The sequence below is a fragment of the Streptomyces sp. ID05-39B genome, from assembly GCF_033794725.1.
Taxonomy (GTDB): Bacteria; Actinomycetota; Actinomycetes; order Streptomycetales; family Streptomycetaceae; genus Streptomyces; species Streptomyces bobili.
The window spans coordinates 1-21,505 of record NZ_JARGEF010000135.1 but is presented as its reverse complement, the minus strand read 5'-3'; the positions used below and the strand labels follow the sequence as shown (position 1 = coordinate 21,505).

Annotated in this window: 28 protein-coding genes; 9 read left to right on the top strand and 19 right to left on the bottom strand. The window is 70.0% G+C overall.

Annotated elements, in window-relative coordinates; genetic code table 11:
* Positions 1–136: 136 nt before the first annotated feature.
* Positions 137–715, bottom strand: a complete 579-nt coding sequence (locus P1P75_RS25735) for an aerial mycelium formation protein (RefSeq protein WP_319259356.1) — start codon at positions 713–715, stop codon at positions 137–139.
* A gap of 158 nt (positions 716–873) precedes the next feature.
* On the opposite strand from P1P75_RS25735, the gene dtd reads away from it, so the two are divergent.
* Positions 874–1,299: a D-aminoacyl-tRNA deacylase gene (gene dtd / locus P1P75_RS25730; RefSeq protein ID WP_319259354.1), complete on the top strand. Its 426-nt coding sequence runs from the start codon at positions 874–876 to the stop codon at positions 1,297–1,299.
* Between the two features lie 21 nt (positions 1,300–1,320).
* On the opposite strand, the gene P1P75_RS25725 is transcribed toward dtd, so the two are convergent.
* From P1P75_RS25725 to P1P75_RS25710, 4 genes are all read right to left on the bottom strand, one after another.
* Positions 1,321–2,286: a folate-binding protein gene (locus P1P75_RS25725; RefSeq protein ID WP_319259351.1), complete on the bottom strand. Its 966-nt coding sequence runs from the start codon at positions 2,284–2,286 to the stop codon at positions 1,321–1,323.
* A gap of 10 nt (positions 2,287–2,296) precedes the next feature.
* Positions 2,297–2,734: a transcriptional repressor gene (locus P1P75_RS25720; protein WP_319259349.1), complete on the bottom strand. Its 438-nt coding sequence runs from the start codon at positions 2,732–2,734 to the stop codon at positions 2,297–2,299.
* Between the two features lie 16 nt (positions 2,735–2,750).
* On the bottom strand, positions 2,751–3,326 hold the full coding sequence (locus P1P75_RS25715; RefSeq protein ID WP_086769543.1) for an FABP family protein: 576 nt from the start codon (positions 3,324–3,326) through the stop codon (positions 2,751–2,753).
* A 242-nt stretch (positions 3,327–3,568) separates the two neighbouring features.
* On the bottom strand, positions 3,569–3,691 hold the full coding sequence (locus P1P75_RS25710; protein WP_319259347.1) for a hypothetical protein: 123 nt from the start codon (positions 3,689–3,691) through the stop codon (positions 3,569–3,571).
* Positions 3,692–3,774: 83 nt separating this feature from the next.
* On the opposite strand from P1P75_RS25710, the gene P1P75_RS25705 reads away from it, so the two are divergent.
* Positions 3,775–4,137, top strand: a complete 363-nt coding sequence (locus P1P75_RS25705) for a DsrE family protein (protein ID WP_086770097.1) — start codon at positions 3,775–3,777, stop codon at positions 4,135–4,137.
* A 10-nt stretch (positions 4,138–4,147) separates the two neighbouring features.
* Here P1P75_RS25705 and P1P75_RS25700 read toward each other — a convergent pair whose 3' ends face one another.
* From P1P75_RS25700 to P1P75_RS25665, 9 genes are all read right to left on the bottom strand, one after another.
* Positions 4,148–4,534: a VOC family protein gene (locus P1P75_RS25700; RefSeq protein ID WP_319259344.1), complete on the bottom strand. Its 387-nt coding sequence runs from the start codon at positions 4,532–4,534 to the stop codon at positions 4,148–4,150.
* A gap of 10 nt (positions 4,535–4,544) precedes the next feature.
* Positions 4,545–4,805, bottom strand: coding sequence for a DUF3099 domain-containing protein (locus tag P1P75_RS25695; protein WP_150471668.1), 261 nt, complete (start codon positions 4,803–4,805; stop codon positions 4,545–4,547).
* 108 nt (positions 4,806–4,913) lie between these two features.
* The gene (locus P1P75_RS25690; protein ID WP_004986406.1) at positions 4,914–5,201 is read right to left on the bottom strand and encodes a DUF1416 domain-containing protein; all 288 of its coding nucleotides are present in this window, start codon (positions 5,199–5,201) and stop codon (positions 4,914–4,916) included.
* 44 nt (positions 5,202–5,245) lie between these two features.
* Positions 5,246–6,085, bottom strand: coding sequence for a sulfurtransferase (locus P1P75_RS25685; protein WP_319259341.1), 840 nt, complete (start codon positions 6,083–6,085; stop codon positions 5,246–5,248).
* Between the two features lie 136 nt (positions 6,086–6,221).
* Positions 6,222–6,305 (bottom strand): Ms5788A family Cys-rich leader peptide, encoded by an 84-nt coding sequence (locus tag P1P75_RS42090; RefSeq protein WP_353850233.1) that lies wholly within the window; start codon positions 6,303–6,305, stop codon positions 6,222–6,224.
* Between the two features lie 219 nt (positions 6,306–6,524).
* Positions 6,525–7,271: a DUF2993 domain-containing protein gene (locus P1P75_RS25680; protein WP_319259338.1), complete on the bottom strand. Its 747-nt coding sequence runs from the start codon at positions 7,269–7,271 to the stop codon at positions 6,525–6,527.
* Between the two features lie 115 nt (positions 7,272–7,386).
* Complete coding sequence (locus P1P75_RS25675) at positions 7,387–8,679, bottom strand: hypothetical protein (RefSeq protein WP_319259335.1); 1,293 nt, start codon at positions 8,677–8,679, stop codon at positions 7,387–7,389.
* Position 8,680: 1 nt separating this feature from the next.
* Positions 8,681–8,935 carry a MoaD/ThiS family protein gene (locus P1P75_RS25670; RefSeq protein ID WP_073495022.1) on the bottom strand — a complete coding sequence of 85 codons (255 nt, stop codon included), beginning with the start codon at positions 8,933–8,935 and terminating at the stop codon, positions 8,681–8,683.
* Positions 8,936–8,992: 57 nt separating this feature from the next.
* The gene (locus P1P75_RS25665) at positions 8,993–9,835 is read right to left on the bottom strand and encodes an alpha/beta fold hydrolase (RefSeq protein ID WP_319259332.1); all 843 of its coding nucleotides are present in this window, start codon (positions 9,833–9,835) and stop codon (positions 8,993–8,995) included.
* A gap of 180 nt (positions 9,836–10,015) precedes the next feature.
* Between P1P75_RS25665 and P1P75_RS25660 the strand changes: the two genes are divergently transcribed.
* The 7 genes from P1P75_RS25660 to P1P75_RS25630 all read left to right on the top strand — a co-directional run bounded on the left by P1P75_RS25660 (position 10,016) and on the right by P1P75_RS25630 (position 17,949).
* Complete coding sequence (locus P1P75_RS25660) at positions 10,016–10,795, top strand: response regulator transcription factor (protein ID WP_319259330.1); 780 nt, start codon at positions 10,016–10,018, stop codon at positions 10,793–10,795.
* An 84-nt stretch (positions 10,796–10,879) separates the two neighbouring features.
* Complete coding sequence (locus P1P75_RS25655; RefSeq protein WP_319259327.1) at positions 10,880–11,902, top strand: LacI family DNA-binding transcriptional regulator; 1,023 nt, start codon at positions 10,880–10,882, stop codon at positions 11,900–11,902.
* 175 nt (positions 11,903–12,077) lie between these two features.
* Positions 12,078–13,229 (top strand): trypsin-like peptidase domain-containing protein, encoded by a 1,152-nt coding sequence (locus P1P75_RS25650; protein ID WP_319259325.1) that lies wholly within the window; start codon positions 12,078–12,080, stop codon positions 13,227–13,229.
* Positions 13,230–13,282: 53 nt separating this feature from the next.
* Positions 13,283–13,492, top strand: a complete 210-nt coding sequence (locus tag P1P75_RS25645; RefSeq protein ID WP_319259322.1) for a hypothetical protein — start codon at positions 13,283–13,285, stop codon at positions 13,490–13,492.
* A 73-nt stretch (positions 13,493–13,565) separates the two neighbouring features.
* The gene (locus P1P75_RS25640) at positions 13,566–14,297 is read left to right on the top strand and encodes a response regulator transcription factor (protein ID WP_319259319.1); all 732 of its coding nucleotides are present in this window, start codon (positions 13,566–13,568) and stop codon (positions 14,295–14,297) included.
* Entirely contained in the window at positions 14,294–15,748 is a 1,455-nt protein-coding gene (locus P1P75_RS25635; RefSeq protein WP_319259316.1) for a HAMP domain-containing sensor histidine kinase, read from the top strand. Before P1P75_RS25640 ends, P1P75_RS25635 begins: the two co-directional genes overlap by 4 nt.
* 128 nt (positions 15,749–15,876) lie before the next feature.
* The gene (locus tag P1P75_RS25630) at positions 15,877–17,949 is read left to right on the top strand and encodes a pectinesterase family protein (protein ID WP_319259313.1); all 2,073 of its coding nucleotides are present in this window, start codon (positions 15,877–15,879) and stop codon (positions 17,947–17,949) included.
* Here P1P75_RS25630 and P1P75_RS25625 read toward each other — a convergent pair.
* From P1P75_RS25625 to P1P75_RS25605, 5 genes are all read right to left on the bottom strand, one after another.
* A complete protein-coding gene (locus P1P75_RS25625; protein ID WP_319259310.1) occupies positions 17,946–18,101 on the bottom strand; it encodes a DUF397 domain-containing protein in 156 nt (51 codons plus the stop codon). The two genes, P1P75_RS25630 and P1P75_RS25625, sit on opposite strands and share 4 nt — an antisense overlap.
* A gap of 160 nt (positions 18,102–18,261) precedes the next feature.
* On the bottom strand, positions 18,262–18,660 hold the full coding sequence (locus P1P75_RS25620; protein ID WP_319259308.1) for a hypothetical protein: 399 nt from the start codon (positions 18,658–18,660) through the stop codon (positions 18,262–18,264).
* Positions 18,657–18,944, bottom strand: coding sequence for a hypothetical protein (locus tag P1P75_RS25615; protein WP_319259306.1), 288 nt, complete (start codon positions 18,942–18,944; stop codon positions 18,657–18,659). The genes P1P75_RS25620 and P1P75_RS25615 overlap by 4 nt, the downstream gene beginning before the upstream one ends.
* A gap of 48 nt (positions 18,945–18,992) precedes the next feature.
* Positions 18,993–19,193 carry a hypothetical protein gene (locus P1P75_RS25610; protein WP_319259304.1) on the bottom strand — a complete coding sequence of 67 codons (201 nt, stop codon included), beginning with the start codon at positions 19,191–19,193 and terminating at the stop codon, positions 18,993–18,995.
* Positions 19,194–19,358: 165 nt separating this feature from the next.
* Positions 19,359–21,161, bottom strand: coding sequence for a bifunctional metallophosphatase/5'-nucleotidase (locus tag P1P75_RS25605; RefSeq protein WP_319259302.1), 1,803 nt, complete (start codon positions 21,159–21,161; stop codon positions 19,359–19,361).
* Positions 21,162–21,505: the final 344 nt, after the last annotated feature.

Below are 21,505 nucleotides of genomic sequence, written 5' to 3'. Positions count from 1 at the left end.
TTTTTTTTTAAGGAGAAGACCGGATACGAGTTTTTGTCCTTTCCTGGTGGCTCGGAGATGTGTATAAGGGGCACCTCCCAGCCCTGCTCTCCCTGCGCTCCCTGCTCTCCCTGGACGTGCTGCTCGCCCTGGACGTTCAGACCAGGAGGTCGTCCACCTGGGCTTCGCCGTCACGGTAGCGGCGGGTGATCTCCTTGCCGCACTTGTCCGCCGTGTGCTGGAGGTGCTGGCGGCGGCGGGAGACCTGGTGTTCGTAGCCGATGAGGCGGGCCATCGCCTCGTGGAGTTCCGGGTCGGTGCGGGCACCCAGGTCGGAGAGCTCGACCTCGGAGAGCATCTGTGACGCCAGGAGCCGGTACTCCTCGCTCTGCGGGGTGCCCAGCGTGACGTGCCGGGCGGAGGAACGGTGCCGGGCCGGGGCGTCCGTGAGGATCTCCGAAAGTCGGTCCACCACCGACGCCGCCCCGGCAGGTGAACGCCGGGCCAGTTCCGCGCGCAGGATGTCGATACGGCCCTGGAGCAGCCGTCGTACGTAACTGAGGTCGGCCTCGTCGCGCTGGGCGTCCCGGCGCAGGGTGCGCAGTTCGGGCAGGCTCAGCCGGGCCAGGTCGTGCGCGGGCGGCTCCGTCGGCAGCGGACACGGCGGACTCTCCGTGCGCTGCACAGGCGGACGCTGGGTGGTCAAGCCCAGCTGCCCGGTACTCGGTGTGCTCATGTGCTCTACCGTCCCCTCGACCGGCGTGTGGGAAGCATCGTGCCACCCCAAGTGGCCCCAATGTGACCGAGTGCCCCCGAACGGCCCAGATGGTGGCTTAAGGATCAAAAAAGAAGCCCCCGCAGGGGGTGCGCCGGCCGCACGGCATGATGGGGCGCATGCGTGCGGTGGTGCAGAGAGTGGACGGCGCGAGCGTCGTCGTGGACGGCGAGACCGTGGGGTCGATCGAGGGCGAGGGGCTGTGCGTCCTCGTCGGGGTCACCCACGAGGACACCAAGGAGAAGGCCGCCCGGCTGGCCCGCAAACTGTGGTCGGTGCGCATGCTCAGCGAGGAGCGGTCGTGCAGCGACATCGACGCCCCGCTCCTCGTCATCAGCCAGTTCACGCTCTACGGCGACGCCCGCAAGGGCCGCCGCCCGACCTGGAACGCGGCCGCCCCCGGCGAGGTGGCCGAACCGCTCGTCGAGGAGGTCGTCGCCCAGCTGCGCGGGCTGGGCGCGACCGTGGCGACGGGCCGTTTCGGCGCGCAGATGCGGGTGTCGCTGACGAACGACGGCCCGTTCACCGTGCTGATCGAGATGTAGCCAGGGGGCGACCGAGCGGCCCTACGGCTCGACCACGACCTCCTGGGCCGCCGCCGTGCCGTCGGCGAGCAGCGGGGCGTCCAGCGGGACGTTCCGCTTCACCAGGGCCAGCGCCACCGGGCCCAGCTCGTGGTGGCGTACGGACGTGGTGATGACGCCGATCTTGCGGCCGTCGGGGCCCTCGTCGGCGCGGCGCAGTTCGGTCCCGGCGGGCGGCAGGTACACCTCGCTGCCGTCGAGGTGCAGGAAGACGAGCCGGCGCGGGGGCTTGCCGAGGTTCTGCACGCGGGCGACGGTCTCCTGGCCGCGGTAGCAGCCCTTCTGCAGGTGTACCGCGGTGTCGATCCAGCCCAGCTCGTGCGGGATGGTGCGGTGGTCGGTCTCGAAGCCGAGGCGGGGCCGGTGCTGCTCGACGCGCAGGGCCTCGTAGGCGAGGAGCCCCGCGGCGGGTCCGGACTTCGCGGCGTACGACTCCAGGTCCGCGCGCGGCAGGAACAGATCACGCCCGTACGCCGTCTCGCGGACGACGACGCCCTCGGGGGCCTCGGTGATCGAACCGGCGGGCAGGTGGACGAGCGCGATGTCGGCCGTCCGGTCGGCGACCTCGACCCGGTAGAAGAACTTCATCGACTCCAGGTAGGCGATCAACGCCTCCTGGGTGCCGGGTTCGACGTGGGCCCAGACGGTCGTGCCGTCGTCCACCAGATAGAGCGCGTGTTCGATGTGGCCGGTCGCGGAGAGGATCAGCGCCTCGGTGGCCCGGCCGGTGGGCAGGTCACTGACGTGCTGGGTGAGCAGGAGATGCAGCCAGCTCAGCCGGTCGTCGCCGGAGACGGTCACGACTCCGCGGTGCGAGAGGTCGACGAAACCTGTGCCTTCGGCGAGGGCACGCTGCTCGCGGAACAGGTCGCCGTAGTGGGCGGCGACGTCTTCGTCCACACCCTCGGCGGGTACGGCGCCGGGCAGGGACAGCAGTGGGCTCTTCATGTCCCCAAGCCTACGACTCGGTATTTGAATCCTTGAGCGAGCAGTCCTCGCACCGGCCGAAGATCGCGAAGTGCTTCATGTCCGTCCGGAAGCCGAACTCGGCCCGGAGCTTGGCGGTGAACTCGGCGGCCACACTGATGTCCGCCTCGATCACGTTCGTGCAGTCACGGCAGACCAGGTGGATGTGGTGGTGCCGGTCGGCTAGGTGGTACGTCGGCGCCCCGTGCCCGAGATGGGCATGGCTGACCAACCCCAGTTCCTCCAACAGCTCCAGCGTCCGGTAGACCGTGGAAATGTTGACCCCCGACGCCGTCTTCCTCACTTCCACGAGGATGTCGTCGGGGGTCGCGTGCTCAAGGGTGTCCACGGCTTCGAGCACGAGTTGCCGCTGCGGCGTCAGCCGGTAGCCGCGCTGCCTTAGGTCGCTCTTCCAGTCGGTGCTCACCACACAACAGAGTCTAGGACTACTTGAAGAACGCGATCCCGTCGTCGGGCATGTCGTCCGGGAGGGCCTTCGCCCAGCGTTCGACGTCCTCCGGGGTGACGACCTTCTTCAGGTGGGCCGACATGTAGGGGCGCAGCTCGACCTCGGGGGTCTGCTTCTCCCCGACCCACATCAGGTCGCTGTTGACGTAGCCGTACAGACGCTTGCCGCCCGTGTACGGGCCGGAGGCGGCCGTGCGGGCCACCGCGTCCGTGACCACGTCGATCTGCGGCTTCTTGTGGGCCAGCTCGCCGTACCAGATCTCGACGACGCCGTCGTCGCGGACCATCGTCACCTCGACCTTGCGGTCGGCGTCGATCCGCCAGAAGCCGTACTCGGACTCCAGGGGGCGGACCTTGTTGCCGTCCTGGTCCAGCACCCAGGTGTGGGAGCGGTACTCCAGGAAGTCCCGGCCGTCGTGCGTGAAGGTGGTCTCCTGCCCGAAGTTGCACTTCTCGGAGCCGGGGAAGTCGTGCACGCCCGCGCCCGCCCAGCTACCCAGCAGGAAGGCGAGGGGGACGAGGTCCTTATGCAGGTCGGACGGGATCTCGATCATCGGTGGCACTTTCTGGACGTGGGTCAGCGCTGGCCCTGGTACAGCTTCTTCACGGTCAGCCCGGCGAAGGCGAGGACGCCCACGCAGACCAGGACCAGCAGGATTTCGAAGAAGAGTTCCACGGGTGCTCCTCGGATGAGCGTGCTTCGAGGTACGTACGCCTCGGGATACGTACAACAGGGCCGGGCCCCAGCTTACGCGGCCGGGGACCGGCTCTCTTTGCGAGGTGCGCCTCGCCGGCGTCAGCCCGGCAGTCGGCTCCGCAGCGTCACCGCCTGCTGGAAGGGGACGGCGAGAGCGGCGCCCTTGCGGGACTGGACGATCACGGCGTACACGTCACCGACGGCGATCCGGGCCAGTCGCACCTGCTCCGGCCCGTACGGCTTGCGCTTCCTGCGTCTTCCTGGTCGATGCAGGGAGCCGTAAGGATGCTGACTACGCTTCAGGCATGGCGAAGAAGCTCGTGATCAAGGTGACGGCCGGGGCCGATGCCCCCGAACGGTGTTCCCAGGCGTTCACGGTGGCGGCGGTGGCCGTGGCCAGCGGTGTGGAGGTCTCGCTGTGGCTGACCGGGGAGTCCGCGTGGTTCGCGCTGCCGGGCCGGGCCGCCGAGTTCGAGCTGCCGCACGCCGCCCCGCTGCCCGACCTGCTCGACTCGCTCCTGCTCGGCGGCCGGGTCACGCTGTGCACGCAGTGCGCGGCCCGGCGGGACATCACCGAGAAGGACGTGCTGGAGGGCGTCCGGATCGCCGGGGCGCAGGTGTTCGTGCAGGAGGCGCTGGCGGACGGGACCCAGGCGCTCGTGTACTGAGACCCGAGCCCTACGCGGGTGTCTCCACCCACAGGCAGAACGGATGGCCCGAGGGGTCGAGCAGCACCCGTACGTCGTCCTGGGGCTGGTAGTCGGCGAGCCGCGCGCCCTCGGCGACGGCCCGCCCCGTCTCCGCCTCCAGGTCGTCCACCTCGATGTCGAGGTGCAGCATCATCTGCTGCTCCTCGCGCCTGCGGGTGGGCCGGGCCGGGGGGACGTATCCGGGTTCCGTCTCGAAGGCGAGCGCCGTGCCGGGCGCTCCGGGCGGCGGGCCGATGAGGACCCGGTCGGGCTCGTCGGCGCGCACCTCGTAGCCGAGCAGACGCATGGAGAACCCGGCCAGCTCGTGCGCGTCGGACGCGTCGAGCACCACGGTGGACAACCTCGCGGAGGACATGCCCACCTTCCTACTGGTGTCGCTTCTTCCCGTCCAGCTCGTCCCACCACTCGTCGGACTTCGGATCGCCGGACGGGTCGTCCCACCACCGGTCCTCGGGGCCGCGCCGGTTGGCGACCACGGCGGCGAGCGGCGGGATGACCATCGCGACCACACACATCCCGACGGCCACGGGAACCGACCACAGACGTACGACACCCCAGGCCAGGACGAACAGCACGAGGCAGGTGCCCATCATGGCGAAGTAGGCGTGCCGACGGCGGGCGTACATAGGTCCAGGGTAGGACCGGACAGGCCGAAGGGCCGCACCTCGGGTGTCCGACCCGAGAGGTGCGGCCCTTCGGCCGACTGCGTTCGCCGACGTCCGACCAGGTACGTGTCAGACGGCGATCGCGACCTCCGCGAGGCCGCCCTGCTGGGCGACGACCGTGCGGTCGGCGGTGCCGCCGGGCACGAGGGCGCGGACGGTCCAGGTGCCTTCGGCCGCGTAGAAGCGGAACTGTCCGGTCGCGGAGGTGGGGACCTCCGCGGTGAACTCGCCGGTCGAGTCGAGCAGACGGACATAGCCCGTCACCGGCTCGCCGTCGCGGGTCACCTGACCCTGGATGGTGGTCTCACCGGGCTTGATCGTCGAGGCGTCCGGGCCGCCGGCCTTCGCTCCGCACATGTCGTTCTCCACAGGGGTCTGACCAGAAGGTCGGGTCGGTTGGATTACTTGTTGGCGCCGAGCTCGATCGGCACGCCGACGAGGGAGCCGTACTCGGTCCACGAGCCGTCGTAGTTCTTGACGTTCTCGACGCCGAGCAGCTCGTGCAGGACGAACCAGGTCAGGGCCGAGCGCTCACCAATGCGGCAGTAGGCGATCGTGTCCTTGGCCAGGTCGACCTGCTCGTCGGCGTAGAGGGCCTTCAGCGCCTCGTCCGACTTGAAGGTGCCGTCGTCGTTGGCGTTCTTCGACCACGGGATGTTGCGGGCGCTCGGCACGTGACCGGGACGCTGCGACTGCTCCTGCGGAAGGTGGGCCGGGGCGAGCAGCTTGCCGGAGAACTCGTCGGGCGACCGGACGTCGACCAGGTTCTGCGTGCCGATGGCCGCCACGACGTCGTCGCGGAAGGCGCGGATGGCGCTGTTCTGCGGCTTGGCCTGGTAGGCGGTCTCCGTGCGCTCGGGCACCTCTTCGACCAGCTCGCGGGCGTCCAGCTCCCACTTCTTGCGGCCGCCGTCGAGAAGCTTGACGTTGTCGTGGCCGTAGAGCTTGAAGTACCAGTAGGCGTAGGACGCGAACCAGTTGTTGTTGCCGCCGTAGAGGATCACCGTGGTGTCGTTGCCGATGCCCTTCGCCGACAGGAGCTTCTCGAAGCCCTCCTGGTCGATGAAGTCACGGCGGACCGGGTCCTGGAGGTCCTGGGTCCAGTCGATCCGGATCGCGTTCTTGATGTGGTTCTTCTCGTACGCGGACGTGTCCTCGTCGACCTCGACGATGGCGATGTCCGGGTTGTCGAGGTTTGCCTCGACCCAGTCGGCGTCGACCAGGACGTCGCTGCGGCTCATGCTCGTTCTCCTCCGGGGCAGTTACGGCGGGGGTGCAGATAAGGAGGGTGCGCGGCCGGGTCTCGCCGGCGGCCGACGCACGAACGCCCTCGATGGAGGGCGTCGGGAGGGCGCGGAAGGCCGGCTGGGCTTCCGCTCAGACAGGGCGACAGAGCATGGCGGCGACGCGGCACAGGTCTACTGCCCGCCGCTTCGTGAGATCCGCCTGTCGCTGCTTCATGCGGTCGATCGTAGGGACGTAAGGGCGGACATGTCACCAACGCTCCGCATGGTGAGACGCGATCGTCCGCATACTGGGACCCACAAAGCGCCCGGGCCGTTGCCGCACGGCTTCCGGGCGCTCGTATCCGTCTCTATCCGTCATCACGTTCGCCCCGCATCTGCGGTGCGGACGGCGGTGTCTCGTCTTTCGGACAGCCGCCGTCCATCGGGGCTGGTCCTACCCGGCGAGGCGGACGTTGGAACCCTTCACCGTGATCTCGACGCCGGTCTGCGCGGCCTCGACCTTGTCGAGCTGGATGCCGCCCGGCAGGTCGTCGATCTTCTGCTCGAAGTCGGTGATGCCGCGCACCTCGTCCTCGGCGACCCGGAACGGGCCGAAGCTCGGCAGCGAGTCGGCGTGCACCCTGACCGTGTCGCCCTCGGCGGTGACCGTGCTCAGCACCGAGACGGGCTCCGGCAGCTTCTTGCCGGCGACGGTCGCCTCGACGGTGACCTTGATCTTGCCGTTGCCGCCGTCGGAGAGGCCGATGACGCGGGCCGTGCCCTGCAGCGGGCCGACGCGGACGTCGGTCGGCTCGGACTTGGCGGTCTTCAGCAACTCCGCGTAGCTGATGGACGCGGTGCCGGTGGCGCTGGTGGCGGTGGCCGAGCTGTAGTCGCCGGAGAACTCGACGCCCTTCATGTTCGCCCTGAGATCGTCGATGCGGATCTTCTGGCCCTGTGCGCCGGCCGCGGCCTCGTAGTCGTCGATGCCGACCTCGACGTCGTCCAGCTCACCGCCGACGACCTGGGTGAGGAACGGAAAGCCCTTGATCGACACGTCCGGGGTGGCCGCGAGGCCCTCGTTGACCCGCAGTTTGTCCGCGGCCTCGCCCTCGGCGAAGTTCACGGCGAGGCGGTCGGCGAGCACGAACAGGCCGCCCAGGACCACGACGACGACCAGCAGTATTCGAAGCGCTCGCATGCGGTTGTTCCCCCACCCGGATGGTCGGACAGTCATTGACCACTCACGGTAACTCCGGACGGGGAGGGTGACCGAAGTTTGTCGATCACCTGTGACACAGGCGACCGTCCGGCCTCTACCCGAGCGCCCGCCCCAGCACGTACACCGCCGGTGCCGCGGCGGCCAGCGGCAGGGCGACGCCGGCCGTGAAGTGCACGAAACGCGACGGGTAGTCGTAGCTCGCCACCCGGTGGCCGATGAGCGCGCAGACCGCCGCGCCGGCGCCGAGCAGCGCGCCCTTGGCGCCCAAGCCGGTCATCCCGCCGACCGCGATGCCCGCACCCGCCGCGGCGAGCAGTGCGACGACCACCGAGGCGGCGGTCGGCAGCGGCATCGCGCGGGCCAGTACGGCGACGGCGACCGCGGCGGCGCCGACCGTCACCGCGTCCGGGTCGGCTCCGAGGTGGCCGGTGGCGAGGATCGCCAGCGCCGCCGAGGTGACCGTCGCCATCAGGCCGTACATGCGCTCGTCGGGGTCGGCGTGCGAGCGGAGCTGGAGGACGAGGCAGAGCAGGACCCAGACACCGAGGCTGCCCAGGATGGCGGCCGGCGCGTTCTCCCGGCCGGCCACGAGGAGCGCCACGTCGGAGACGAGTGCGCCGAGGAAGGCGAGCGCGATGCCCTGCCGGGCCGGCCACATGCCGTTCAGCCGGAACCAGCCGGCCGCCGTGACGGCCTGGAGGACGACGAGCGGGACGACCAGCGCGTACGTACCGATCGCCGCCGCACCGGACAGCAGCAGGCCGAGGAGCGCGGTGAGCGCGGCGGGCTGCATCCCGGGTTCGATGACCGGCGAACGGCCTTCGAGGCGGGCCCGCTGGGCGTCGGTGATGCGCGCGTTGCCGGCCATGGTGGCGGGCCCGTAGGACGGTCCCCCGGCCTCGCCGCCGGCCTGGCCCTCGGGCGCCGCCTCGGGCATCGGCGCGGGGGCGGGGCCGACCGGAGCGGGGGCGGCCTGGTGCCCGTACGGCACCTGGTGCCCGGAGGACGCTGTCCGGTACTGCCCCTGCTGCTGGTACTGGGACTGCTGATACTGGTCCGACCGAGGCTGCTGGTACTGGGGGGCCTGCTGGTACTGGGATGCCTGCTGCTGCCAGGCCGGGGACTCGCCCGTCTGCGGGGGCAGGTACGCCGTCTCCGCCGGGTCCGCCGCCGCGACGGGCGGCTGCACGCTGGTCTCCCAGGTCTGACCCTGCCACTGCTGGGTGTGCTGGAGGTGCGCCTGCTGGTCCTCGTACCCGTACGGCTGCTGCCGGGCGGGCCAGTCCTGCTGCGGGGCCTGTGGCTGCGGGGCCTGCTGCTGCGGGGCCTGTTGCTGATACGGGTCGTACCCCTGCGGGTACTGCCCCTCGTACGGCTGGTCGGTCATCTCACCCTCCTGCGAACGGCGGGAGCACTTCGACCGTGCCGCCGTCGGCCAGCCGTACCGTCTCATGTCCGCGGGTGCCCACGGGGTCACCGTCGACGAGGAACGAGCATCGCTGCAGCACACGCACGAGTTCGCCGGGGTGTCGCTCCCGCGCGGCCTGGAGTGCCTCGGCGAGGGTGGCCGCGTCGTGCGGCTCCTCGGCGACGCCGGCCGCGGCTTTGGCGGCCGCCCAGTAGCGCACCGTGACCTTTGCCATCTCGTCCCTCAGTCAGTGTTCGGTCGGTCGGTTTCGTCGGTGGTCAACAAGGTCAGGCTAGCCCGCCCGTGCGGCAGTCCAGGTACCGATGCGGGTCAGGAGGTCGTCGGTCGCGCAGTGCTCGGCGTGGCCCATGCCCGGCTCCACCCAGAGTTCGCCGTGGTCACCGGCGGCCTCGGCCAGCATCCGGGGGTGGTCGAGGGGGAAGTAGCCGTCGCTGTCGCCGTGGACCAGCAGCAGGGGTGTGGGCGCGATGCGCGGGACCGCCTCCACCGGGGAGAGCGGGACCGGATCCCATTCGCGGTGGTGGATGCGGGTGCGGAAGCCGTAACGCCCGACCAGGCGGCCCGCGGGGCGGGTGACGAGCCAGTGCAGGCGGCGCATGGGGGCCGTACCGCGGTAGTACCAGCGGGCGGGGGCGCTGACCGAGACCACCGCGTCGACCGTGCCGGGGTGCAGGGCCGCGTGCCGCAGCACCACCGAGCCGCCCATGGAGAAGCCGACGGTGACCACGCGCGCGTGGCCGAGCCGGCGGGCCCAGGCGACCGCCGCGTCCAGGTCGAGGACCTCGCGGTCGCCGACGGTGGAGCGGCCCCCGGAGCGGCCGTGCCCGCGGAAGGAGAAGGTGACGACGGCCCCGTGCCGGGCGAGCGCCGACGCGATCCGCCGGACGTGCGGGCGGTCCGCGTCGCCGGTGAATCCGTGGGCCACGACGAACACGAGATCACGGGAGCGTGGTGGCACGGAGGCGTCGTATACAACCGCACCCGGGTCGTATACGGAATCGATGGAAATACCGTCGGCCGTGGGCAGAAACGTCCGCAATGAGGTGCCCGCGACCGTCTCAGTGTTCGGACGAACGGTGGAACATGCCGCATGACCTGCCGGACCGTTGCTCATGTGGGCTATTCTGCTGGGCAGAGGACTCGGGCAGCGTAGCCCCCGGGTCCTTTTGTGCTTTCGGAAGCGTTGTATACGAAGTGGGAAACCGCAGGTGTACGGGCCCTGGACGCGCAGAGCAACGCCGCAACGCCGCAGTGCCGCAAACGTCCTCGCAGGGACCGAGGAGGAACCAGACGTATGAGTTCTCTGCTGCTCCTGACCAACGCCCTCCAGCCGTCGACGGAGGTGCTGCCCGCGCTCGGCCTGTTGCTGCACAACGTGCGGGTGGCCCCGGCCGAAGGCCCCGCCCTCGTCGACACCCCTGGTGCCGACGTCATCCTGATCGACGGCCGCCGTGACCTCCCGCAGGTCCGCAGCCTGTGTCAGCTGCTGCGGTCCACCGGCCCCGGCTGCCCGCTCATCCTGGTCGTCACCGAGGGCGGCCTCGCCGCCGTCACCGCCGACTGGGGCATCGACGACGTCCTGCTCGACACCGCCGGCCCGGCCGAGGTCGAGGCACGGCTGCGGCTGGCGATGGGCCGGCAGCAGATCGTCAACGACGACTCCCCGATGGAGATCCGCAACGGCGACCTGTCGGTCGACGAGGCGACCTACTCCGCCAAGCTCAAGGGCCGGGTCCTCGACCTCACCTTCAAGGAGTTCGAGCTCCTGAAGTACCTCGCGCAGCACCCGGGCCGCGTCTTCACCCGCGCCCAACTGCTCCAGGAGGTCTGGGGCTACGACTACTTCGGCGGCACCCGGACGGTCGACGTGCACGTACGGCGGCTGCGCGCCAAGCTCGGCCCGGAGCACGAGTCGCTGATCGGAACCGTCCGCAACGTCGGTTATCGATTCGTTACCCCCGAGAAGATCGACCGTGCCGCCGAAGAGGCCAAGGCCGCGGCGGACCGGGCAAAGAAGGACGATGCGGACAGCGAGGCGCCCGTGGGCGCCGAGGAGATCTCCGCGGAGGCGTAGCCGCCCCTCAGGCCGGGTGTCGCTCCCTCAAGGGAGCCGCAAGACGCCCTGCCCAGGGCGGGTCCATCCGCGTAGACTCCGCGCGTGGCCAAGGTAACCAGGGATGACGTAGCACGGCTGGCGGGGACGTCCACCGCTGTCGTCAGCTATGTCATCAACAACGGACCCCGGCCGGTTGCCCCGGCCACGCGCGAGCGTGTCCTCGCCGCGATCAAGGAGCTGTCGTACCGGCCGGACCGGGTCGCGCAGGCGATGGCGTCCCGGCGCACCGACCTCATAGGCCTGATCGTGCCGGACGCGCGCCAGCCCTTCTTCGGGGAGATGGCACACGCGGTCGAACAGGCCGCGTCGGAGCGCGGGAAAATGGTCCTGGTCGGCAACTCCGACTACATCGGTGAGCGCGAGGTCCACTATCTGCGCGCCTTCCTCGGCATGCGCGTGTCCGGCCTGATCCTCGTCAGCCACGCGCTGAACGACAACGCCGCCGCCGAGATCGACGCCTGGGACGCCCGCGTGGTGCTGCTGCACGAGCGGCCCGAGGCCATCGACGACGTCGCCGTCGTCACCGACGACCTGGGCGGCGCCCAGCTCGCCGTACGCCACCTCCTGGAGCACGGCTACGAGTACGTCGCGTGTGTCGGCGGCACCGCGGACACGCCCTCCGTCGGCGACCCGGTCTCCGATCACGTCGAGGGCTGGCGGCGGGCCATGGACGAGGCCGGCATCCCCACCGAGGGCCGGCTCTTCGAGGCCCCCTACAACCGTTACGACGCCTACAAGGTGGGCCTCGACCTGCTGTCGGGCCCGGACCGGCCGCCGGCCGTCTTCTGCTCCACCGACGACCAGGCGATCGGCCTCCTGCGGGCCGCCCGCGAGCTGCGCATCGACGTGCCCGGCGAGCTGGGGGTGGCCGGCTTCGACGACATCAAGGAAGCCGCGCTCGCCGACCCGCCGCTGACCACGGTCGCCTCCGACCGCTCGGCGATGGCCCGCTCGGCCGTCGACCTGGTCCTCGACGACGGCCTGCGGGTCGCAGGCTCACGCGGCGAACGCCTCAAGGTGTTCCCGTCCCGGCTGGTGGTCCGGCGGTCCTGCGGCTGCGAGTGAGCGCACACAGCCTGTGCGGGGCTCCCGGTCAGGCTGTATGAGGTGCTGTATGAGGTTTCCCTGAGAGCGGCCGGTCCCGCGCCGAAGGCGTCTTCATATCGGGCACACGAGGTTCTGCCGGGCTTCTCAGGCAGCACTCAGGAAGCTCTCATGGTCGGGCGGGAAGCTCTGTTCCATGACCGAGAGCATCCGCCGCAGCGGCGAGTACGAGAACCACGAGAACCCGTACCAGGGCGCCCCGCAGCACGCCACCGCCCCCGTGAACCCGGAGTGGCCGCCCCCGCCGGCGTACCGGCCGGCCGCGCAGCAGCCCGTCGAGCCGACCGCGACATGGCAGACGCCGGCCCAGCCCGGCAGCGCCTGGAACACCGCGGCCGCCGGTGACGGCAACGGCGGCGGAACCGCTCTCCTGAACCCCGTGGCCGCCGAGCCCGCACCCGTCCCCCCGAGAAGGCGCACGAGGCGCGGCCCGCTGGCGCTGCTCGCCGCCGTCGCGATCGTCGCCGCGGCGATCGGCGGCGGCACCGCCTACGGCATACAGGAGCTGACCGGCAAGGACGAGGTGGTCGCCTCCTCCACGACGACCAGCGTGGTGCCGTCCAGCAAGACCGGCGACGTCGCCAGCATCGCCGCGGCCGTCAGCCCGAGCGTCGTCGAGATCAAGGCCGCCCTCGGCAGCGGCTCCTCGACCGGCTCCGGCGTGATCATCACCAGTGACGGCGAGATCCTCACCAACAACCACGTCATCTCCGGCGCCACCTCGATCAAGGTGCAGACCAGCGACGGCAAGGAGTACACCGCCAAGGTCGTCGGCACGGACAGCAAGAAGGACCTGGCGCTGATCAAGCTGGAGAACGCCTCCGGCCTGAAGACGGCCGCACTCGGCAACTCCGATGGCGTCAAGGTCGGCGACACCGTCGTGGCGATCGGCTCACCCGAGGGCCTCACCGGCACCGTGACCAGCGGCATCGTCTCGGCCCTCGACCGGGACGTGACCGTCTCCACCGACGAGAGCCAGGGCCGGCAGCAACAGCAGCAGGGCGGCGGCTGGCCCTTCGAGTCCGGCGGCCAGGAGTTCAACGGCGACACCGGCTCGTCCACCACGACGTACAAGGCGATCCAGACGGACGCCTCCCTCAACCCCGGCAACTCCGGCGGCGCCCTGGTCGACGCCAACGGCAACATCATCGGCATCAACTCCGCGATGTACTCCGCCGCCGACGCCACCTCCTCCACCGCCGGCAGCGTCGGTCTCGGCTTCGCCATCCCGATCAACACCGTCAAGGCCGACCTCGCCACGCTGCGGGCCGGCGGCTCCGACAGCTGAACCCAGCAGGTGAACCAGCAGGTGAACCGCCTTCCAGCACCAAGGAGTACGTCATGATCAAGCAGGTTTCGCACACGGTGACCGGCGTCGGTGCCGCCGACCTCGCCCTGGCCCTCGACGTGTCGTACGAGCTGCACCCCCCGAAGGCACCGACCCGGGCGCCCGAGGTCGCCGCACCGCAGCTGATGGGCCTGCGCACCGGTGCCGCCCGCCCGCACCTTCGCAAGGTGCCGTTGAACCGGCTCACTACGATGCGAGGCTGAGAGGGACGTCAGGGACACACGCCCTACCGCCCGCAGCACCCCGCCGCCCCACCGCACCCGAGGAACCCACGCCATGAGCCCCGCCGAAGGCGACCGTGACACCCAGCGCATCCTGATCGTCGACGACGAGCCGGCGGTGCGCGAAGCACTCCAGCGCAGCCTCGCCTTCGAGGGCTACGACACGGAGGTCGCCGTCGACGGCGCGGACGCCCTGGAGAAGGCGACCGTCCACCGGCCCGACCTCGTCGTCCTCGACATCCAGATGCCCCGCATGGACGGCCTCACCGCCGCCCGCCGCATCCGCGGGGCCGGGGACACCACCCCGATCCTCATGCTGACCGCCCGCGACACCGTCGGCGACCGCGTCACCGGGCTCGACGCGGGCGCCGACGACTACCTGGTCAAGCCCTTCGAGCTGGACGAGCTGTTCGCCCGGGTCCGGGCCCTGCTGCGGCGCAGCTCCTACGCCGCGGCGGCCGGCGCCGCCCCCGACGACGAGGCGCTCACCTTCGCCGACCTGCGCATGAACCTCGCCACCCGTGAGGTGACCCGTGCCGGGCGGCCCGTGGAACTGACCCGGACCGAGTTCACCCTCCTGGAGATGTTCCTCGCGCACCCGCGCCAGGTCCTCACCCGCGAGCAGATCCTCAAGGCCGTCTGGGGCTTCGACTTCGAGCCCTCGTCCAACTCCCTCGACGTGTACGTCATGTACCTGCGCCGCAAGACGGAAGCGGCCGGCGAACCGCGCCTCGTGCACACCGTGCGGGGCGTGGGGTACGTGTTGCGGCAGGGCGGCGCGGAGTGAAGAGGCTCGTACGGCGGTTCCGGACCCTTCCGATCCGGGCCCGGCTGTCGATGCTGGTCGCGGCGGCGGTGGCGTTCGCGGTGGCGGCGGTTTCGGTGACCTGCTGGTTCATCGTGCAGGGGAAGCTGTACGACCAGCTCGACGGTGACCTCCAGCAGGCGGAGCGGCCCCAGCAGCTCAGTCAGGTCGTGGCCCTCCTCGACGCCTGCCCCCAGGAGCCGACGGATTCGGGCTTCGGTGGTCTGCGGGCCCAGGACTCCTACTACTTCCAGCTCGTCAGGGCGGACGGCACGTCCTGCGTCTCCTCCACGTCCGCGGGCACGGTGAAGGCCACGGACAGCGACAAGAAGGTGATCCGCGACGGGGACGAAGGCATCCTTCGCAACGGCACGGACTCCGATGGCAACGACGTCCGCGTCCTGACCGTCCCGCTGAGGGTGAGCCAGGGCCCGTCCGGCCCTCAGCTCTACCCCGACACCGCCCTGCTCATCGCGGTGCCCCTCAAGAGCACCCAGTCGACCCTCAACGAACTCGCCCTCATCCTCCTCCTCGTCTCCGGGATCGGGGTCCTCGGCGCGGGCGCCGCGGGACTCGCCGTCGCCCGCGCGGGCCTGCGCCCCGTCGACAAGCTCACCGAGGCCGTCGAGCATGTGGCCCGCACCGATGACCTGGGCATCCGCATCCCCGTGGAGGAGGACGCCGACGACGAGGTGGCCCGTCTCTCCCGGTCCTTCAACTCCATGACGGCCTCCCTGGCCAACTCCCGCGCCCTGCAGCAGCAGTTGATCGCGGACGCGGGCCACGAACTCCGCACCCCCCTGACCTCCCTCCGCACCAACATCGAGCTCCTCAGCCGCAGCGAGGAGACGGGCCGCCCCCTCCCGGAGGCGGACCGCAAGGCACTCCTCGCCTCGGTGAAGGCGCAGATGACCGAACTTGCCTCTCTCATCGGCGACTTGCAGGAGCTGTCCCGCACGGACGCCCAGCGCGGTGAGCGGGTCCAGGTGGTCTCCCTGGAGGACGCCGTCGAGTCGGCCGTGCGCAGGGCGCGGCTGCGGGGTCCGGAGCTGACGATCACGGCTTCCCTGGATCCCTGGTACGTCCGGGCCGAGCCGGCCGCGCTGGAACGGGCGGTGGTCAACGTCCTGGACAACGCGGTGAAGTTCAGCCCGGCGGGCGGTTCCGTCGAGGTCGGTCTCGCCGACGGCGTCCTGACCGTCCGCGACCACGGCCCTGGCATCCCCGAGGACGAACTCCCGCACGTGTTCGACCGGTTCTGGCGTTCCCCGAGCGCGAGGGCGCTCCCGGGCTCGGGTCTCGGCCTGTCGATCGTCGCGCGTACGGTCCAGCAGGCGGGCGGCGAGATCACGGTGGCCCGCGCGAAGGGCGACGGCACGCTGGTGACCGTACGGCTGCCTGGGGCGCCGACGCCGCCGCCCGAACTGCCGTAAGGAACCGCGCGGCCGTACTTCCCGAGAATGCCGGTGAGTTCGGCAACCTTTCCGCCGTGGGCGGCGACCACCCGGTGACCCGCACCTCTTCCGGGTGGTCCCCCTCCCACGGAAACGGAACCCCACACATGACCGACATCCGTCGCAAGCCCCGGCACCGCAGGCGCAGGACCGCCGTGGCGGTGGGCGTACCCCTCGCCCTCACGGCCGCCGGCACCTTCGCCTACGGCGCGGACCTCGGACTGTTCGGCGCGGACGCGCAGGCCAGCGCGTCCGCGGCCACCGCCGCGCCCGCCTGGGCGACCGCCACCGCCGACGGCTTCGCGTCGGTCGACGCGCTCGGGCAGAAGGGAACGTACGGCGGCCGGGACGGCAGAACCGTCACCGTGAGGACGCTCGCCGATCTGGAGAAGTACGCGACGGCGGCCGAGCCGTACGTCATCGTCGTCGCGGCGACGATCAACATGAACCCGGTCGGCAAGGAGATCAAGGTCGCCTCCGACAAGACGATCGTGGGATCCGGGACCTCCGGGCAGATCGTCGGCGGCGGGTTCTTCCTCGGCACCGGCGTCCACAACGTGATCATCCGGAACCTGACCATCCGGGACGCGTACCAGGGCATCTGGAACGACAAGGACCACGACTTCGACGCGATCCAGATGGACGGGGCGCATCACGTCTGGATCGACCACAACGATCTGCGGCACATGGCCGACGGGCTCATCGACGTCCGCAAGGACAGCACGAACATCACGGTGTCCTGGAACAAGCTGAGCGACAACAACAAGACCTTCGGCATCGGCTGGACCACGAACGTCGTCACCGACATCACCATCCACCACAACTGGTTCCGCGAGACCGAGCAGCGCAACCCGTCCACGGACAACGCCGCCCACGCGCACCTCTACAACAACTTCCTGGAGGACGCGGCCGGCACCACGATCAAGTCCTCGTACGGCAACTACTCGCGCGGCAGGACGAAGATGGTCCTGGAGAACTCCTACTTCCAGGGCATGAACAACCCGGTCACCAGGGACGGCACCGCGGCGATCGTCCAGAAGGGCAACACCTTCGTCGCAACCAGCGGACGCAACGAGAGCGGCGGCACCGCCTTCGACCCGAAGACCTTCTACACCTACAGCCTCGACAAGACCGCCGACGTGCCCGCGCTCCTCAAGGCCGGCGTCGGGCCGCGGTCGAACATCGGCACCGCGGCGACCGCCACCACCAAGGCCGCCGCCGCCACGACGCTCACCGTCGCCGCCGACGGCTCCGGGCAGTACCGGACCGTGCAGGCCGCGGTGAACGCCGTACCGGCGAACAACCCCTCGCGCGTCGTCATCTCCGTCAAGCCGGGCACGTACCGCGAGCTGGTCAAGGTCCCGTCCAACAAGCCGCACGTCACCATCCAGGGCTCGGGCGGGAGCCGTAAGGACACGACGATCGTCTACAACAACGCGTCCGGTACGCCGAAGCCCGACGGGTCCGGCACGTACGGCACCGGCGGCAGCGCGACCGTCGCCGTGGAGGCGGACGACTTCCAGGCCCGCAACCTGACCATCTCCAACGACTTCGACGAGGCCGCGCACCAGAACATCTCCGGCCAGGCGGTCGCCCTGCGCACCGCCGCCGACAAGGTGTTCCTCGACGGCGTCATCGTCAGCGGCGACCAGGACACCCTGCTGGTGGACACCGCGTCCAAGGACAAGCCGGGCCGCGTCTACATGACCAACTCGTACATCATCGGCAACGTCGACTTCATCTTCGGCCGGGCGACCGCGGTGATCGACAAGTCGGTCATCACCCTGAAGAAGCGCTGGAACGGCACCTCCGCCGGCTACGTCACCGCACCGAGCACGGTGGCGGGCCGCAAGGGCATCCTGATCGCCAACTCCACGGTGAACGGCGACGTCTCCGACCGCACCTTCTACCTCGGCCGCCCCTGGCACGCCGGCGGCGACGCCTCCCTCGACCCGCAGACCACGGTCCGCAACACCACCCTCAGCGCCGCGATCCGGACCACCCCCTGGACCGACATGAGCGGCTTCTCCTGGAAGGACGACCGCTTCGCCGAGTACATGAACAAGGGCGCGGGCGCGGCCACGGGCTCCACGAGCACCGACCGCCCGCTCCTGACCGACGCGCAGGCGGCCAACCAGGAAGTCACCGACTGGCTGGGCGACTGGACGCCGTCGGCCTAACCGCACCCCGTGTGAGTCACGAAGGCCGCCCACGAGGCCGCGCCGAAGACGAGCACCTCTCCGTCCGGGACTTTGCTGTCCCGGACGGGGACGAGCAGGTGGCGGTGCTGAGGTCGGGAGTGTGCTTCATGATCCCTACTCCTCCGGTACACCCCGGATGAACGTCAGCGAGTAGCCGACGGGGACAGCGCCCGCGCGGTCCGGTGGGTGACGAAAGGCAGATTCGGGCCAGGCCTCGCGGCTGCCACCAGGCTTTACGGAGGCCCGGAGTGGCCAAGAACTGCCAAGTTGGCTTCCAGCGCCTCGCCGAGGTCAGCTGAAGCCGAGCATGCCAGGAGAGTCGATGCCGACGGTGACCACGCCGGGCGGATAGTGCTGTTCCCGGTCGGTGAGCAGAATCGACATCCCCGTGAACTCGGCACGCGGCAGCGCGCAGTAGAGGGCGTGGCAGGTGTCAGGGCCTCCGTACCCGTCCCTGACCATGGTGCCGACGGCGACCGACGCGCTCGGACTCAAGTCGTCGATGACGACTGAGGAGAACGCGAGAACCCTGTCCGCGGCCCCGGCGTCCTCCGACTCCGCCCGCATGAGGCAGAGCGCGGGAATCCGAAGCAGGTCGCCCGGGGTGCGCGCCATGTTCCCCGCGAGGAGGTTCAACGTCTTGTGCCCCTCCGCGAGCGCGCGGGTGGCACCGGTGTCCAGAATGATCACGCGACCGAACCCTGCGCCTTGCGCACCTTCTCAGCGGCGATCTTGTAGATGTTGCCGAGCACGTCAGGGGCCCTGTCGAACTCCTCGTCGCTGATGTCGATGCCGATCACGTCACGGACGACCTGCCGGTCGGCAGCCACCCGTTCGGCGATCTGCTCCTGGGTGAGCTGCTCCGAGGCCAACTGTTCGACGAGCTGCCCCAGGGTCATGCCTCGCTCCTTGGCCACCTTCGCGAGATGGTCGCGCGCCTGACGGGCCACCTGGATCGTCGTGATGTCTGCCATGGCTCCACCATAGTCGCGCCACAGCCCCTTCGTGCCTTCCGGGCCCGTTCAGCTGTCCAGCAGGGTTCCCGGTAGGTCGAAGGTCTTCGTGCGGCCCGTCGGCGGGTCTACCCGGGTCACCGAATGCTCCGTGTAGAGGAGCCAGCCCGCCGAGGTGGCGGCGATGTCCAGAGAGGATGGGAGGCCCTTGACCGTGGCCCGGTGGAGTTCCTTGCCGGTGGTGGTGTCGAGTTCCGAAGAGTGATCCATAAGGGAACATGCCTCCTCATGGATCAAAACCGGGACTGCGGGTGACGCAAGACGGTTCGAAGGCGGGCCTCAAGCGAGCAACGCACAGAGGCGGCCACGTCGATGACGCGGCCGCCTCTGCGGTGGGAGAACTCCGGGGCCCTCAGGGGACCCGGGTGCCCAGGGCTACTTCACGATCGTGATCCGGTTCGTCACCGGCGGCGCGATCGGGGCGGTGGCCGAGGAGTTGGCCAGCAGGTACTGCTCCAGGGCGGTCAGGTCGTCGAGGCCGACGAGGTCGTTCGTGCCCTGGCCCAGGGTGGTGAAGCCGTCGCCGCCGCCCGCGAGGAAGCTGTTCGTCGCGACGCGGTAGGTGGCGGCCGGGTCGATGGCGGCGCCGTTCAGCTTGATGGAGTCCGTGACCACACGGTCCGCGCCCGCCTTCGTCAGGTCCAGCGTGTACGTCAGGTTCGCCGACGGCTGGAGAATCTTCGGCGCGCTCTCGTTCGTCCCGGTCACCTGCTCCTTGAGCACCTGGATCAGCTGGGCGCCGGTGAAGTCCTGGAGGTTCACGGTGTTGGCGAACGGCTGGACGGTGAAGCCCTCGGCGTAGGTGACCACGCCGTCGCCCTCGGCGCCCTTGGCCGCGTAGGTCAGACCGGCCCGCACACCGCCCGGGTTCATCAGCGCGAGGTCCGTCTCGGCGTCCAGCTCCTTGCCGTACCAGAGCTGCGCGTCCGCGATCAGGTCGCCCATCGGGGACTCGGTGCCCGTGTTGGGGACGTCGGCGGAGACGTAGCCGATGGCGCGGTTGCCGATGGGCGCCGCGAGGGTGTTCCACTTGCTGATCAGCTCGGTCATGTCCGGGGCCTTGGGGACGGTCCGGGTGACCACGTGGTTCGCCGACTTCACCGCCGTACGGGCGATGTCACCGGTGAAGCGGTCGTACGTCAGCGTGGTGTCCGTGTACAGACGGCCGAAGGAGGCCGCCGAGGTCACCGTGCGCGGCTTGCCCGACGGGTCGTTGATCGTGCAGGCGTACGCGGCGTGCGTGTGTCCCGTGACCAGGGCGTCCACCGACGGCGAGATGTTCTTCGCGATGTCGACGATCGGTCCCGAGATGCCGTCCCCGGCGCCCGGGGAGTCACAGTTGTAGTTGTACGAGGTGGAGGCGGGCAGGCCGCCCTCGTGGATGAGCGCCACGATCGACTTCACGCCCTGGCGCTGCAGCTCCTTGGCGTACTTGTTGATCGTCTCGACCTCGTCCTTGAACTTCAGGCCCCTGACGCCCTCAGCGGAGACGATGCCCGGCGTGTCCTCCAGGGTCACGCCGATGAAGCCGACCTTGACGTCCTTCTTCTTCCAGACCCAGTACGGCTTCAGGATCGGCTTCCCGGACTTCTCGTTCAGGACGTTCGCCGCGAGGTACGGGAAGTCGGCACCGCCGAACTTCTTGTTTGTGTAGCAGCCGTCCGTCGGGTGGCAGCCGCCCTTCTGCAGGCGGGCCAGCTCCTTGGCACCCTCGTCGAACTCGTGGTTGCCCACGGAGGTGACGTCCAGGTCCAGCTTGTTGAGCGCCTCGATGGTGGGCTCGTCGTGGAACAGGCCGGAGATCAGCGGTGAGGCGCCGACCATGTCACCGCCGGCCGCGGTGACGGAGTACTTGTTGCCCTCGCGGGCCTGACGCAGGTGCGTGGCCAGGTACTCCACACCGCCCGCGTCGATCGTCTTCGTCGTGCCGTCGGCCTGGATCTCGGTGACCCGTCCGGAGGAACCGGTCGGCGGCTCGAGGTTGCCGTGCAGGTCGTTGAACGACAGCAGCTGCACGTCCTGGTAACGGCTCGGCAGCGGCTTTCCGTGCCTGCTGTCGTGCGCGCCCGCCGGCAGCGCTGCGACCAGTGCGCCGGCGGTGGCCAGACCGGCGGCCGCCGCGAGCAGCCCGTACGTACGGCGTCTGCGGCTCGGATGCGAGTGGGAAGTGGCTGGCATGCGCCCCCCTGTGGTGTCTGCGGTGGTGTCGACGTCCTCGGGCCTGGGGAGGCCCTGTGAGGCGTCTGAGGTAGTGGCCCCGTCGGGCCGCAGCCTAGAGTCAACGCGCGTAGCGCGACAGGGGGTTCCTGGTTACATCCTGGTTTCCCTTTGCCTTCCGCTTGACTTCGGAGTGCCTGCCCTACGACTCCTGCGTGCCGGCCGCCTGGCCTCGGAGTGCCTACGGAGTGGCTCCGGAGTGACCTTGCAGTTGCTCCGGAGTGGCCTTGGAGTGCCCTCACTCTGCCTTCCGCTTGGCGTCCGCTCCGGTTGCCGCCCCCGTTTCGCCTCCCCTTCCCCGGCTG

Bases quoted from the DNA above. Each gene is read 5' to 3' on its own strand.
- P1P75_RS25735 (WP_319259356.1), bottom strand. From the start codon at position 715: ATGAGCACACCGAGTACCGGGCAGCTGGGCTTGACCACCCAGCGTCCG.
- dtd (WP_319259354.1), top strand. From the start codon at position 874: ATGCGTGCGGTGGTGCAGAGAGTGGACGGCGCGAGCGTCGTCGTGGAC.
- P1P75_RS25725 (WP_319259351.1), bottom strand. From the start codon at position 2,286: ATGAAGAGCCCACTGCTGTCCCTGCCCGGCGCCGTACCCGCCGAGGGT.
- P1P75_RS25715 (WP_086769543.1), bottom strand. From the start codon at position 3,326: ATGATCGAGATCCCGTCCGACCTGCATAAGGACCTCGTCCCCCTCGCC.
- P1P75_RS25705 (WP_086770097.1), top strand. From the start codon at position 3,775: ATGGCGAAGAAGCTCGTGATCAAGGTGACGGCCGGGGCCGATGCCCCC.
- P1P75_RS25700 (WP_319259344.1), bottom strand. From the start codon at position 4,534: ATGTCCTCCGCGAGGTTGTCCACCGTGGTGCTCGACGCGTCCGACGCG.
- P1P75_RS25695 (WP_150471668.1), bottom strand. From the start codon at position 4,805: ATGTACGCCCGCCGTCGGCACGCCTACTTCGCCATGATGGGCACCTGC.
- P1P75_RS25690 (WP_004986406.1), bottom strand. From the start codon at position 5,201: ATGTGCGGAGCGAAGGCCGGCGGCCCGGACGCCTCGACGATCAAGCCC.
- P1P75_RS25685 (WP_319259341.1), bottom strand. From the start codon at position 6,085: ATGAGCCGCAGCGACGTCCTGGTCGACGCCGACTGGGTCGAGGCAAAC.
- P1P75_RS42090 (WP_353850233.1), bottom strand. From the start codon at position 6,305: ATGAAGCAGCGACAGGCGGATCTCACGAAGCGGCGGGCAGTAGACCTG.
- P1P75_RS25680 (WP_319259338.1), bottom strand. From the start codon at position 7,271: ATGCGAGCGCTTCGAATACTGCTGGTCGTCGTCGTGGTCCTGGGCGGC.
- P1P75_RS25675 (WP_319259335.1), bottom strand. From the start codon at position 8,679: ATGACCGACCAGCCGTACGAGGGGCAGTACCCGCAGGGGTACGACCCG.
- P1P75_RS25670 (WP_073495022.1), bottom strand. From the start codon at position 8,935: ATGGCAAAGGTCACGGTGCGCTACTGGGCGGCCGCCAAAGCCGCGGCC.
- P1P75_RS25665 (WP_319259332.1), bottom strand. From the start codon at position 9,835: ATGAGCAACGGTCCGGCAGGTCATGCGGCATGTTCCACCGTTCGTCCG.
- P1P75_RS25660 (WP_319259330.1), top strand. From the start codon at position 10,016: ATGAGTTCTCTGCTGCTCCTGACCAACGCCCTCCAGCCGTCGACGGAG.
- P1P75_RS25650 (WP_319259325.1), top strand. From the start codon at position 12,078: ATGACCGAGAGCATCCGCCGCAGCGGCGAGTACGAGAACCACGAGAAC.
- P1P75_RS25645 (WP_319259322.1), top strand. From the start codon at position 13,283: ATGATCAAGCAGGTTTCGCACACGGTGACCGGCGTCGGTGCCGCCGAC.
- P1P75_RS25640 (WP_319259319.1), top strand. From the start codon at position 13,566: ATGAGCCCCGCCGAAGGCGACCGTGACACCCAGCGCATCCTGATCGTC.
- P1P75_RS25630 (WP_319259313.1), top strand. From the start codon at position 15,877: ATGACCGACATCCGTCGCAAGCCCCGGCACCGCAGGCGCAGGACCGCC.
- P1P75_RS25615 (WP_319259306.1), bottom strand. From the start codon at position 18,944: ATGGCAGACATCACGACGATCCAGGTGGCCCGTCAGGCGCGCGACCAT.
- P1P75_RS25610 (WP_319259304.1), bottom strand. From the start codon at position 19,193: ATGGATCACTCTTCGGAACTCGACACCACCACCGGCAAGGAACTCCAC.
- P1P75_RS25605 (WP_319259302.1), bottom strand. From the start codon at position 21,161: ATGCCAGCCACTTCCCACTCGCATCCGAGCCGCAGACGCCGTACGTAC.